Annotated in this window: 11 protein-coding genes and 1 pseudogene; 8 read left to right on the top strand and 4 right to left on the bottom strand. The window is 71.2% G+C overall.

Translation table 11 applies throughout. The annotated features are described in order from the left end of the window. Positions 1–31: 31 nt before the first annotated feature. Entirely contained in the window at positions 32–1255 is a 1224-nt protein-coding gene (locus AB0O09_RS02465; protein WP_363539402.1) for a helix-turn-helix domain-containing protein, read from the bottom strand. 225 nt (positions 1256–1480) lie between these two features. Here AB0O09_RS02465 and AB0O09_RS02460 point away from each other — a divergent pair, with 225 nt between their 5' ends. After that, positions 1481–2638 (top strand): acyl-CoA dehydrogenase family protein, encoded by a 1158-nt coding sequence (locus AB0O09_RS02460; protein WP_363539400.1) that lies wholly within the window; start codon positions 1481–1483, stop codon positions 2636–2638. Positions 2639–2666: 28 nt separating this feature from the next. Here the strand turns inward: AB0O09_RS02460 and AB0O09_RS02455 are convergent, their stop codons facing one another. Beyond that, positions 2667–3218, bottom strand: a complete 552-nt coding sequence (locus tag AB0O09_RS02455; RefSeq protein WP_363539398.1) for a TetR/AcrR family transcriptional regulator — start codon at positions 3216–3218, stop codon at positions 2667–2669. A 301-nt stretch (positions 3219–3519) separates the two neighbouring features. On the opposite strand from AB0O09_RS02455, the gene AB0O09_RS02450 reads away from it, so the two are divergent. The 5 genes from AB0O09_RS02450 to AB0O09_RS02430 all read left to right on the top strand — a co-directional run bounded on the left by AB0O09_RS02450 (position 3520) and on the right by AB0O09_RS02430 (position 8406). Further along, complete coding sequence (locus tag AB0O09_RS02450) at positions 3520–5046, top strand: long-chain fatty acid--CoA ligase (RefSeq protein ID WP_363539396.1); 1527 nt, start codon at positions 3520–3522, stop codon at positions 5044–5046. A 224-nt stretch (positions 5047–5270) separates the two neighbouring features. Further along, entirely contained in the window at positions 5271–6488 is a 1218-nt protein-coding gene (locus AB0O09_RS02445) for an acetyl-CoA C-acetyltransferase (protein WP_363539394.1), read from the top strand. Continuing rightward, a complete protein-coding gene (locus AB0O09_RS02440) occupies positions 6485–7171 on the top strand; it encodes an HAD family phosphatase (RefSeq protein WP_363539392.1) in 687 nt (228 codons plus the stop codon). The genes AB0O09_RS02445 and AB0O09_RS02440 overlap by 4 nt, the downstream gene beginning before the upstream one ends. A 4-nt stretch (positions 7172–7175) precedes the next feature. After that, positions 7176–7931, top strand: coding sequence for a 3-oxoacyl-ACP reductase FabG (gene fabG / locus AB0O09_RS02435; RefSeq protein WP_363539390.1), 756 nt, complete (start codon positions 7176–7178; stop codon positions 7929–7931). Between the two features lie 22 nt (positions 7932–7953). Beyond that, positions 7954–8406, top strand: coding sequence for a MaoC family dehydratase (locus AB0O09_RS02430; protein WP_363539388.1), 453 nt, complete (start codon positions 7954–7956; stop codon positions 8404–8406). A gap of 73 nt (positions 8407–8479) precedes the next feature. On the opposite strand, the gene AB0O09_RS02425 is transcribed toward AB0O09_RS02430, so the two are convergent. Continuing rightward, positions 8480–9613, bottom strand: a complete 1134-nt coding sequence (locus tag AB0O09_RS02425) for a PP2C family protein-serine/threonine phosphatase (protein ID WP_363539386.1) — start codon at positions 9611–9613, stop codon at positions 8480–8482. A gap of 357 nt (positions 9614–9970) precedes the next feature. Here AB0O09_RS02425 and ctaD point away from each other — a divergent pair, with 357 nt between their 5' ends. After that, on the top strand, positions 9971–11716 hold the full coding sequence (gene ctaD / locus AB0O09_RS02420; RefSeq protein WP_363539384.1) for a cytochrome c oxidase subunit I: 1746 nt from the start codon (positions 9971–9973) through the stop codon (positions 11714–11716). Between the two features lie 95 nt (positions 11717–11811). Next, positions 11812–12156, top strand: coding sequence for a hypothetical protein (locus tag AB0O09_RS02415; RefSeq protein ID WP_363539382.1), 345 nt, complete (start codon positions 11812–11814; stop codon positions 12154–12156). A 51-nt stretch (positions 12157–12207) separates the two neighbouring features. On the opposite strand, the pseudogene AB0O09_RS02410 reads toward AB0O09_RS02415, so the two are convergent. Then, positions 12208–12318, bottom strand: a pseudogene (locus AB0O09_RS02410) (family 1 glycosylhydrolase); the annotation flags it as partial. Positions 12319–12376 lie beyond the last annotated feature (58 nt).

Below are 12376 nucleotides of genomic sequence, written 5' to 3'. Positions count from 1 at the left end.
CCGGCCCCCGTCCCCGACGGGGGCCGGTGCGTCACCCGAGCCAGTGCTGCAGCTCCAGTGCGAGGCCGATCTGCAGCCCGCGTCCGGGACGCGGCCTGGGCAGCAGGGCGTCGGCGCGGGCGATGCGGTTGAGGACCGTGTTGCGGTGGGTGTACAGCCGGCGCGCGGCGCGGCCGGCGTTGCAGTCCTCCTGCAGGTAGACGCGCAGCGTCCGGGCGAGTTCGGGGGACGCGTCGGCCAGCTTGCCGAGCGTGGCGGCGACGAACTCGCGTGCCTGGTCCTCGTCGTGTGCCGCCATGGCGACGACCTGAACGTCCTCGTAGGCGGTGAGACGGGGCGGCTGGTGCATCCGGAACATCAGCCGCTGGGCGGTCAGCGCCTGCTGGTGGCTGAGCCGGAAACCGGTGGGACCGTCACCCGGCATCCCGGCGGCCGCACGGGCGTTGCTGCCCGTGGCGGCGAGCGCCCCGGCGAGGACCTCGGTGTCCACCCGCCCGGCAACCGCGATCCAGGCCCACAGCACCGAGATCCCCGCGACGACGGTGAGGGGCCGCCGGGCTCCGGCCGCCTCGGCGATCGCATCGGCCGCGGACTCCAGCTCGCCCTGCTCCGCCACGCCGGGCGCGTGCCACAGCACCAGGGCCAGATGACGCCGGCGCAGGTCGTAGCCGAGGCGCGCACTCGCCCGTTCCTCGCCGATCGGCGCGCCCTGCAGCAGGAGGTTGACGGTCTCCAGCCGCCGGGCCGGCATGCCGCCGACGAGCTGGTCGCGTTCGTGCTCCACGTGCTTCTGGACGCCGGCCAGGGTGCGGTCCACGAACCGGGACATGGAACGGGCCGCCAGGTCGAGGGAGGCTTCCAGCACCTCCGGTGGGGCCGGCTCGGCGAGCGCGGCGCGCATCCAGTACCGCCACAGCAGGTTGTGCCCGCGCCAGTAGCCCTGGACCAGATGGCGCTCGTCGACGCCGCGTCGGACCATGTCGCGCGCCACGTCCAGGATCTGCGCCGTCAGGTCCGCGGGAACCGGGCGGCCGGGACGGAGCCGGTTGGCGCGTACCCAGCGCCCGACGGTGTCCCGGTTGCTCGCGGCGATCTCCTGGGCCATGACCGGATCGGTCGGCGCCTCCGGCGTGTCGGGGGCCAGCTGCTGACCGATCTCGGCGAGCAGCTCGTCCAACGCGCCCTGCATCCGCTCCGCGGTCGCCCGGATGTGTTCCGCCACCTCGGGCGCGGGCGCCGCCCAGCCGTCCTTCATGCTCCCAGGCTAGCCCGGACCATGTTGGGCAGGTTGCACACCCATGGGCCGATGTCTTGTGCAGATGCACCTGGCCATGCGCGGGCCCGCACCCTAGGTTGAGCGCGTCGCAGGACAGAACCGCAGCTCAGGGCCGCCGGAAACCGCCGTCGGCCGCCTCGCGCGGCCCGCGGCGAAGACCACCGGCGGTCGCCCGGAGACCCGGGCGCAGAGGAGGGACAGGCAGTGCAGCGCTCCGTCTACACCGAGGACCACGAGAACTTCCGGGAGATGATCCGGGACTTCATCGCCCACGAGGTCGTGCCCCACTACGACGCCTGGGAGGCCGCCGGCCACGCGCCGCGCGAGTTCTACCACAAGCTCGGCGACCTGGGGATCTTCGGCATCGAGGTCCCGGAGGAGTACGGCGGCTCGGGTGTCGGCGGCTTCAAGTACCAGGCCGTGGTGGTCGAGGAGCTGATGCGCGCGGGCGTGTCCTTCGGCGGCTCCGGCGTGCACACCGGTCTGGTGCTGCCGTACCTGCTCGAGTTCGCCGACGACGAGCAGAAGAAGCGCTGGCTGCCCGACTTCGTCTCCGGGCGGATGATGACGGCGATCGCGATGACGGAGCCCGGCACCGGCTCGGACCTGGCCGGCATCCGCACCACCGCGGTGCTGTCCGAGGACGGCACCCACTACGTGCTCAACGGCGCGAAGACCTTCATCACCGGCGGTGTCCTCGCCGACCTGATGCTGGTGGTCTGCCGCACCTCCCCGGCCCCGGCGGACGACCGCCGCGGCGGCCTGTCCATCCTGTGCGTGGACACGAGCAGCGAGGGCTACGCGGTCGGCCGCAAGCTGGAGAAGATCGGCCTGCGCAGCTCGGACACCGCCGAACTGTCCTTCACCGACGTCAAGGTGCCGGTGGAGAACCTGCTCGGCGAGGAGGGCAAGGCGTTCGCGTACCTCGCCCACAACCTGATTCCCGAGCGTCTCGGCATCGCCGTGTCCGCCGTGGCCGCCGCTGCGGCCGCGATCGACTTCGCGCTCGCCTACACCCGTGACCGCAAGGTCTTCGGGCAGCCCGTCTCGGGCTTCCAGAACACCAAGTTCGTCCTCGCCGAGTGCGCCGCCGAGGTGGCCGCCGCACAGGCCCTCTGCGACCGGGCCCTGGACCTCATCGAGCAGCAGGAACTCACCTCCGCCGACGCCGCCGCCACCAAGCTCTTCTGCACCGAGACGGCGTCGCGGGTCGTCGACAAGTGCCTGCAGCTGCACGGCGGCTACGGCTACATGCTCGAGTACCCCATCGCCCGCCTCTACACGGACAACCGCGTCTTCCGCATCTACGGCGGCACCAGCGAGGTCATGAAGACGGTCATCGCCAAGTCCATGGGCCTGTGACCGCAGCGGGCCCCACCCGCGGCCGGTACTACGCCGGGTCGGCACCGAGCATGCGCAGGACGAGGTCGGCGTACTGCTGCCCCAGGGCCCGCGGTGAGGTGCGCATGCGGTCCTCGTACCAGCGTGCGACGTCGATGCCGAGCGAGAGCACGGCGCGGCCGGCGGCCTGCACGTCGCGGACCTCGAACACACCGGCCTCGATCCCCTCGCGCACGAGTCCCTGCGTGAGGTGCTCGATCCTGCGCCGCAGGTCCACCACGGTGCGGTAGTCGTCCTCGGGCAGGGACTTCAGCTCGTACGCCACGACCCGGGCCACGGCGTGGCGGCGGGCGTGCCATTCGGTGAACTCCCGGGCCAGCCGGCCCATCCTCGCCGCCGGGTCACCGGCCCCCGTGACGGCCCGGTCCACCACGGCGAGGATCTGCTCGTGGCCGCTGCGCACGATCTCGAAGAGCAGGGCGGCCTTGGACGGGAAGTGGACGTAGAGCGCCGCCGAGCTCATCCCCGCCGCCGCGGCGATGTCGCGCGTAGTGGTGGCGTGGTAGCCCTGCCGGGCGAAGCACTCGAGGCCGGCCGCCATCAGCCGGCGGGCGGTCTCCGGTCGGACGTCGGGCCACAGCTCGTCCGCGAGGGCGGCCGGGGTGGACGCAGATCTTCCCTCGCTCCGACGCATGCGCCGACCCTATCAACCGCGCCCCGGAAATTACCCACCAGTAACACTTACTAAGCGCTTGCTTAGTGTTGGTGGGGGTCATAGCCTCCGTCACACGCCCACACCGCAGGCGACCACCCACGCCCCTCTCCCCTGCCGCCTCCGGGACCGCCGACTGCCGCCCCGCCCACCCGGGCCGCACAGCACCCATCCCCTCGGGAGTGCCCTCATGAGCTTCAACCTCGCGACCATGCTCCGGGAGTCGCGCCAGGCCCGTCCGGACAAGCCGATGTGCCACTTCGCGGACACGTCCTTCAGCTACGCGCAGGTCGACGAGATCTCCGGCCGCGTCGCGAACGGCCTTCGCGCCCTCGGGCTGGAGCGCGGCGACAAGGTCGCCGTCCACCTGCCCAACGTGCCGCAGTTCCTGTTCACGTACTTCGGGATCCTCAAGGCGGGACTGACGATGGTCCCGCTCAACCCGCTGCTCCGCGCCCCCGAGATCGCCTACCACCTCGACGACTCCGACGCGAAGCTGCTGGTGACCTTCGAGTCGTTCGCCGACGAGGCGCTCAAAGGCGCGCAGCAGGTCGAGGGCGTCACGACGTACGTCGTCACCTCGCCGAGCGGCGCGGGGCTGCCGGCGGGCACGGTCCACTACGACGAGCTCTGCTCCGGCGAGGACACCGGCGAGATCGAGCCGACCGATGCGGACGACACCGCCGCGCTGCTCTACACCTCGGGCACCACCGGCCGACCCAAGGGCGCCGAACTCACCCACTTCCAGCTCTACATGAACTGCACCGTCGCCGGAGAGCTGTTCGGCTTCCGCGAGGACGACATCGCCGTGGCGGTGCTGCCGCTGTTCCACGTCTTCGGGCTGTCGAGCGTGCTGAACGCCTGCGTGCGGTTCGGCGGCACGATGGTCCTCGTGCCCCGGTTCGAGCAGGGGCCGGTGCTCGACGCCGTCGAGCGGCACGGCTGCACGGTCTTCTCCGGCGTGCCCACCATGTACGTCTCCCTCCTGTCGGCCGACACCTCCGGCCGGGAGCTGGGCTCGCTGCGGGTCGGGGTCTCCGGCGGGGCCGCGATCCCCGGTGAGGTGATCCGCGCCTTCGAGGAGAAGTTCCCGGGCGTCGTGGTCCTGGAGGGCTACGGGCTGTCGGAGACGGCGAGCACCACGACGTTCAACACCAGTGCCGAGGCCCGGAAGGTGCTCTCGATCGGCAGGCCCATCTGGGGCGTTCAGGTGCGGGTGGTCGACGAGAACGACGAGGAGCTGCCACCGGGGCCCGACCACGTCGGCGAGATCGTCGTCCGCGGCCACAACGTCATGAAGGGCTACTACAAGAGGCCCGAAGCCACCGCCGAGGCGTTCAGGAACGGATGGTTCCACACCGGCGACCTCGCCTACGCCGACGAGGACGGATACCTGTTCGTCGTCGACCGCAAGAAGGACCTGATCATCCGCGGCGGCTACAACGTCTACCCGCGCGAGGTGGAGGAGGTCCTGTTCACGCACCCGGCGGTGGCCGAGGCGGCCGTCGTCGGCAGGCCCCACGAGAGGCTCGGCGAGGACGTCCTGGCCTACGTCGCCCTCAAGCCGGGCGCGTCGGCCACAGCGGAGGAGATCGCCGCCTACTGCAAGGACAGGGTCGCCGCCTACAAGTACCCGCGCGAGGTGCGCCTGGTCGACGCACTGCCCAAGGGGCCGACCGGGAAGATCCTCAAGAAGGCGCTCCGCACGGGGTCGTGAAACACCCGTCGCTCCGCCGCGGTCGATCCGTGCCGCGGCGGGGCTGCGGCACGCCCTCGTGCCGCGAGAACGCTTCTCGGCGGTCGCCGCCACTGCCGCGGCCGGCGGCCCGGCGTGTGACGCGGTCCACACCGGGCCGCCGAATCGGGCCGGTTGACGCCCGTGTCGCACTCCTGCAGCCTGAGGAGCTAAGCAAGCGCTTAGTAAGTAACGAAGGGAAAGCCATGCCCGAAGCCGTCATCGTTGCCACCGCCCGCTCGCCGATCGGCCGGGCCTTCAAGGGCTCGCTGAAGGAACTGCGCCCCGACGACCTCACCGTCCAGATGGTCCGGGCCGCTCTCGCCAAGGTGCCCCAGCTCGACCCGGGGACGATCGACGACCTGGTGCTCGGCTGCGGCCAGCCGGCCGGCGAGTCCGGCTTCAACATGGCGCGCGTCGTCGCCGTCCTCGCCGGACTGGACTCCGTCCCGGGCACCACGGTGAACCGCTACTGCTCGTCCAGCCTGCAGAGCACCCGGATGGCACTGCACGCGATCAGGGCCGGCGAGGGCGAGGTGTTCGTCTCCGCCGGAGTGGAGACCGTCAGCCGCTACGCCAAGGGCAACGCGGACGGACTGCCCGACACCATGAACCCGGTCTTCGCCGAGGCGCAGGCCCGCACCGAGCAGTTCGCCGAGGGCGGCCGGACGTGGGTGGACCCGCGCACCCGGGGCCAACTGCCGGACGCGTACATCGCCATGGGTCACACGGCCGAGAACGTCGCCCGGTTCAAGGGCATCAGCCGCGCGGAACAGGACGCCTTCGGCGTGCGCAGCCAGAACCTGGCCGAGAAGGCGATCGCCGACGGTTTCTGGGAACGCGACATCACCCCGGTGACCCTGCCCGACGGCAGCCGGGTGGCCGAGGACGACGGGCCACGGGCCGGGGTCACCCTCGACACGGTCTCCCAGCTGCAGCCCGTCTTCCGCCCCGACGGCACCGTCACCGCCGCCAACTGCTGCCCTCTGAACGACGGCGCCGCCGCCCTCGTCGTCATGTCGGACACCCGGGCGAGGGAGCTCGGCATCACCCCGCTGGCGCGGATCGTGAGCACGGGTGTCTCGGCGCTGTCCCCGGAGATCATGGGCCTGGGGCCGGTCGAGGCCTCGAAGCAGGCCCTGGCACGTGCCGGCCTGACCATCGGCGACATCGACCTGGTCGAGATCAACGAGGCGTTCGCCGCCCAGGTCATCCCGTCGGCGCGCGACCTCGGCGTCCCGGAGGAGAAGCTCAACGTGAACGGCGGCGCCATCGCCGTCGGCCACCCGTTCGGCATGACCGGCGCCCGGATCACCAGCACCCTCATCAACTCGCTGCAGTGGCACGACAAGCAGTTCGGCCTGGAGACCATGTGCGTCGGCGGCGGCCAGGGCATGGCGATGGTGCTGGAGCGGCTCTCGTGACCACCGTGGAGGCCGTGGTCTTCGACTACGGCGGCGTCCTCACCGGACCGGTCCGGGACTCGATCGCCGCGTGGCTGCAGGCCGACGGCATCCGGCCGGAGTCCTTCTCCCGGACGCTCAAGTCCTGGCTGTCCCGCGACGCCGAGGACGGCACCCCCGTCCACCGGCTGGAGACCGGCGAGCTGACGGTCGACGAGTTCGACGCACTGCTCGCCGCCGAACTGGTCACCGTCCACGGTGCGCCGGTCGAGCCGGTCGGCGTCCTCGCCCGCCTGTTCGCCGGGATGCGGCCCGACCCGGCGATGTTCGAGTTGGCCGGCGAGCTGCGCGACCTCGGGATCCGGGTGGCCCTGCTGTCCAACAGCTGGGGCAACACCTACCCGCGCGAGCGGATCGACCCGCTCTTCGATCCCGTCGTGATCTCCGGCGAGGTCGGCCTGCGCAAACCGCTGGCCCCGATCTACCGGCTCACCCTGGAGCTGCTCGGAGTGCCGCCCGAGCGGGCGCTGTTCGTCGACGACGCCGAGCCGAACGTGCTCGGCGCCCGTGCGGTCGGCATGCAGGCGTTGCTCCACACCGACGCCGGCACCACCCGGGCCGCGCTCGCCGACCTGGTCCCCGGCCTGTCCCGACGGCCACTCCCGTCCCCTACCACCATCACCCATGACTCGAAGCGGAGTTGACACAATGAACACCACGCGTACCGCCGTCGTCACCGGAGCGGCCCGCGGCATCGGAGCCGGCGTCGCGAAGCGACTCGCGGCCGACGGCCTGTCCGTCGCCGTCATCGACCTGGACGAGCAGGCCTGCAGGCCGGTCGTCGAGGAGATCGAGGCCGCCGGGGGCCGGGCGCTGGCCGTCGGGGTGGACGTGGCGGACGAGCCCGGCGTGCAGGGCGCCGTGGACCGGATCGCCCGGGAGCTTGGCGCGCCCACCGTGCTGGTCAACAACGCCGGCATCACCCGCGACAACCTGCTGTTCAAGATGACCGCCGACGACTGGGACGCGGTCATGAACGTGCACCTGCGCGGCTCGTTCCTGATGACCCGCGCCGTCCAGGGCCACATGACCGAGGCCGGCTGGGGCCGGATCGTCAACCTTTCGAGCACCTCCGCACTGGGCAACCGCGGCCAGGCCAACTACTCCGCGGCCAAGGCCGGGATCCAGGGGTTCACCAAGACGCTCGCCATCGAGCTCGGGAGGTTCGGCGTCACGGCCAACGCGATCGCCCCCGGGTTCATCGAGACCGAGATGACGGCCGAGACCGCGCGCCGGATCGGCATGACCTTCGAGGAGTTCAAGGCGGCCGCGGCGACGCAGATCCCGGTCGCCCGGACCGGCAGGCCCGAGGACATCGCGCACGCGGTGTCGTTCTTCGCCGGCGAGGGCGCCGGGTTCGTCTCGGGCCAGGTCCTCTACGTCGCCGGCGGACCGCAGGACTGAGCAGGGAACGAGGAGAGAGCACATGAAGACCTTCCACGGCGTGGAACAGTTCACGCAGGCGGCCGGAACCCACCTCGGGTACTCCGACTGGCACACCGTCACCCAGCAGCAGGTCGACACCTTCGCGGAGGCGACCGGCGACCACCAGTGGATCCACGTCGACCCCGCGAAGGCGGCACAGGGTCCGTTCGGCTCCACCATCGCGCACGGCTATCTGACGCTGTCCCTGGTGCCGATGCTGGTCTGGCAGGTGTACCGGGTCGAGGGGCTGAGCATGGGCGTCAACTACGGGGCGAACAAGCTCCGTTTCCCGTCCCCCGTCCCGGTGGGCTCCAAGGTGCGCGCCGGGGTGGAGCTGTTGTCGGTGGTGCCCGGCGGCGGTGGTCACCAGGCGACGGCGAGGGTGACCGTCGAGGTGGAGGGCGGCGACAAGCCGGCCTGCGTCGTGGAGACCGTCAGCATCCTGGTGCCCTGATCGCCCCGACCGCAGGCGGCCGCGGAGACCGACGCGCCGGTCACCGACCGGCCCGGCCACGTCGGTGGGCCGTCTACAGCAGCCCGTGCAGGCGGTGCTCGGACCCGTCCGTGCGCCGGACGGCGACGACGGCCGCGTCGTCGCCGAGCCGCCCACCGGCGTGAGCCAGCAGGTCACGGCGGATGTGGTTGACCAGCGCCTCCGGCGTGCTGCCGGCCCACCGGGCGACCCGGTCCGCGAACGGGTAGAACGCACCGGAACGGTCACGGGCTTCGACCACGCCGTCGGTGTAGAGCAGGAGCGTGTCCCCGACCTCGAAGGGGAACGCGTCGTCCGGGTAGTCGGCGGCCGCCAGGACACCGAGGCCCAGCGGCGGCGTGGCACCGGCACCGTCGAGTCCGATCACGCGGCCGTGGTGCAGCAGCAGCGGTGGCGGGTGCCCGCAGTTGGTCATGCGGGCCACCGGGGCGTCGTCGGGGATGTCCAGGAACAGCGCGGTGACGAAGTGCTCGGCGCTCTCCCCGTCGGTCTGGGCGAAGTCGAGCAGGTACCGGCTGACGTTGTGGTCCAGCGCCCGGGCGAGGTCGGGCAGCGTGGCGTGCTCGGCGGCGACGAGCCGGAAGGCGCTGAGCAGCAGGGCGGACTCCCCGACGGCGGCCAGGCCCTTCCCCCGGACGTCCCCGACGATCATCCGCGCCCCGCCGTCCGTACGGGTCGCCGTGTAGAGGTCACCGCCGATCTGCGCCTCGTGCTCGGCGGCCAGGTACGCGGTCGCGATCTGCAGCGGGCCGATCCGCTCGGGAATCGGGCGCAGCAGCGCGCGCTGGGCGGCCTCGGCCACCGACTGGGCACGGGCGAGCTGCCGGGCGCGGCGCTCCAGGACCACCGCGAAGACCACGATCATCGTGGACAGTACGGCGAGTGCGGCGAGCTGCGCCGGGTGGTTGCCGCTGGTCAGGCCGCCGCGCAGGACGGCGATGAGGACACCGACGGCGACGGTGAGCGCGGCGACGGCGGCGGTCACCCGTGGCCCGGCGAAGGACGGGGTCAGTGCGGGGGCGATCACGAGCAGCGGTCCCAGACGGACCGAGTCGGGCGACCGGGTGATCACCACGGTGAGCACCACGAGGAGACCGACGGGCACCAGCACCAGGGCCGGGATCCGACCCCACGGCCTCTCGCCGCCCGAGCGCCGTTCGACGTCCATGCCTCAAGAATGCGCCGCGCCCGGGGGCCGGAGCATCCGGCACGTACGGGCTTCGCGGCAGGCCGCCCGTACGGCGTACGCCACGGCGGGCTGCCGACGGCCCTGGCCGGCGGCCGTTCCGCTCCACCCCGCTCCCGCCCACGGCTCTCCCGGTACTCGGTGATCAGGCGGCGGCACCGGGCGCAGGACGGCTCCCGGGTGCGCCGCCGAGACGCCGGAGGGCACGTCGGGCAGCGCGGACCGAGGGCAAACGGGTGATGCCGCCGCGTATCCACCGGCCGTTCACCGTGCGCAGCCGCCCGACTCCACCATGATGGTGACGATCGAGGCAAAAAGGGCGAGGAGAGTGCTGAACCGATGACCGCTGGGACGGAAACGGCGCAGGTGAGTGCGCAGCCACGGGGACGGGGCAGGGTTCTCGTGCAGTGGCTCACCACCACGGACCACAAGAAGATCGGGACGCTCTACCTGGGGACGTCGTTCGCCTTCTTCCTGGTCGCGGGTGTGATGGCCCTGGTGATGCGCGCCGAACTCGCCCGCCCCGGCAATCAGATCGTCTCGAACGAGCAGTTCAACCAGCTGTTCACGCTGCACGGCGGCGCGATGCTGCTGATGTTCGCGACCCCGCTGTTCGCGGGCTTCGCCAACTGGTTCATGCCGCTGCAGATCGGCTCGCCGGACGTCGCCTTCCCGCGTCTGAACATGTTCGCCTACTGGCTCTACCTGTTCGGCTCACTGATCGTCGTCGCCAGCCTGCTCACCCCGCAGGGCGCACCCGACTTCGGCTGGTTCTCCTACCCGCCGCTCTCCGACGAGGTGCACTCCCCGAACATCGGCGGAGACATGTGGATCATGGGGCTGACCTTCTCCGGCTTCGGCACCATCCTCGGCTCGGTCAACTTCATCACCACCATCATCTGCATGCGCGCCCCCGGCATGACGATGTTCCGGATGTCGATCTTCGTCTGGAACGTCCTGCTGACGGCCGTGCTGGTGATCCTGGTCTTCCCGGTGCTCGCCGCGACCTTCCTCGCGCTGGAGGCCGACCGCAAGTACGGGGCGCACGTCTTCGACCCGGCCAACGGCGGCGCCATGCTCTACCAGCACCTGTTCTGGTTCTTCGGCCACCCCGAGGTCTACATCATCGCGCTGCCGTTCTTCGGCATCGTGTCGGAGATCGTCCCGGTCTTCAGCCGCAAGCCGATGTTCGGCTACTCCGGCCTGATCGCCGCGACCATCGCGATCGCCGGCCTGTCGGTCACGGTGTGGGCGCACCACATGTTCGTCACCGGGCAGGTGCTGCTGCCGTTCTTCTCCTTCATGACCTTCCTGATCGCGGTGCCGACCGGCGTGAAGTTCTTCAACTGGGTCGGCACCATGTGGAAGGGCTCGCTCAGCTTCGAGACGCCGATGCTCTGGGTGGTCGGCTTCCTGGTCACCTTCCTCTTCGGCGGCCTGACGGGTGTTCTGCTGGCGGCGCCGCCGATCGACTTCCACGTCTCGGACTCGTACTTCGTCGTGGCGCACTTCCACTACGTGGTGTTCGGCACGGTGGTGTTCGCGATGTTCGGCGGATTCCACTTCTGGTGGCCGAAGATGACGGGCAAGATGCTCGACGAGCGTCTCGGCAAGATCTGCTTCTGGACGCTGTTCGTCGGCTTCCACACCACCTTCCTCGTCCAGCACTGGCTCGGCGCGGAGGGCATGCCCCGCCGCTACGCCGACTACCTCGCCTCCGACGGCTTCACCACGCTGAACAGCGTCTCCACCGTCGGCGCCTTCCTGCTCGGCCTGTCGATCCTGCCGTTCCTCTACAACGTCTGGAAGACCGCCAAGTACGGCGAGAAGGTCGAGGTGGACGACCCGTGGGGTTACGGCCGCTCGCTGGAGTGGGCGACCTCCTGCCCGCCGCCGCGGCACAACTTCCTCACGCTGCCCCGGATCCGCTCGGAGTCCCCGGCGTTCGACCTGCACCACCCCGACATCGCCGCCCGCGACTACCTCGACAACCACGGCGAGCCCGCCAAGCACCTCACCGGTGTGACCCCCGTCGAGTACGACACCCCGCAGCGCCGCGGGCCCCGCCCCGGCGGCCGCGCCTGACCACCGGTCCCGGCGAAGCCGACGACCGCCGTCCTGCGGGAACACGGTCCCGCAGGACGGCGCAGCCGCCCCACCTGCCGTCCGTGAGGTTCGTGATGGACGAAGACACCGCCGACATCGCCGACACCGGCCTGCGACAGCTGGAGGGCTACCTGCTGTGGCAGGCGGAGATCGCCACGGCCCAGCGGGACGCCGCCGCCTTCACCGAGCTGTTCCCCTGGCTCTCGACCGGGCAGCGTGAGGAGGTCGCACAGGCGTACGCCCAGAAGCGTCTGCAGGTGTCCCGCCAGGCCGTCACCCACATCGCCCAGCGCTGTCGGGAGCTGCGGAGCGAGTACGAGGACCGGTACCGTCGCCTGAGGCTCGGCCTCGTCGCCCTGCTCCCCTTCGCCACGGCCCTGGGAGCGGCCGCCGCGGTGGCGACCCGCTCCTGGCAGTGATCCACCACCGGAACCACCCGCTCCACGGCCTGACCGCCGTGAGCCCCTGCTTCGATGAGTGGCGATCAGGTTGCGGTACCAGGCGTACGAGGCCTTCGGGGTGCGCTTCTGCGTCTCGAAGTCGACATGGACGAGGCCGAAGCGCCGGTGGCGGCCCTCGGCCCGTCGAACGCCCTGCCACCTCGTCGGCCCCTCAGCCCCGGGCAGCGCACGACCGGAC

The sequence above is a fragment of the Kitasatospora sp. NPDC093679 genome (assembly GCF_040683455.1).
Classification (GTDB): Bacteria; Actinomycetota; Actinomycetes; order Streptomycetales; family Streptomycetaceae; genus Kitasatospora; species Kitasatospora arboriphila.
The sequence above is the reverse complement of the archived record's forward strand: the minus strand, read 5'-3'. Positions and strand labels throughout refer to the sequence as shown.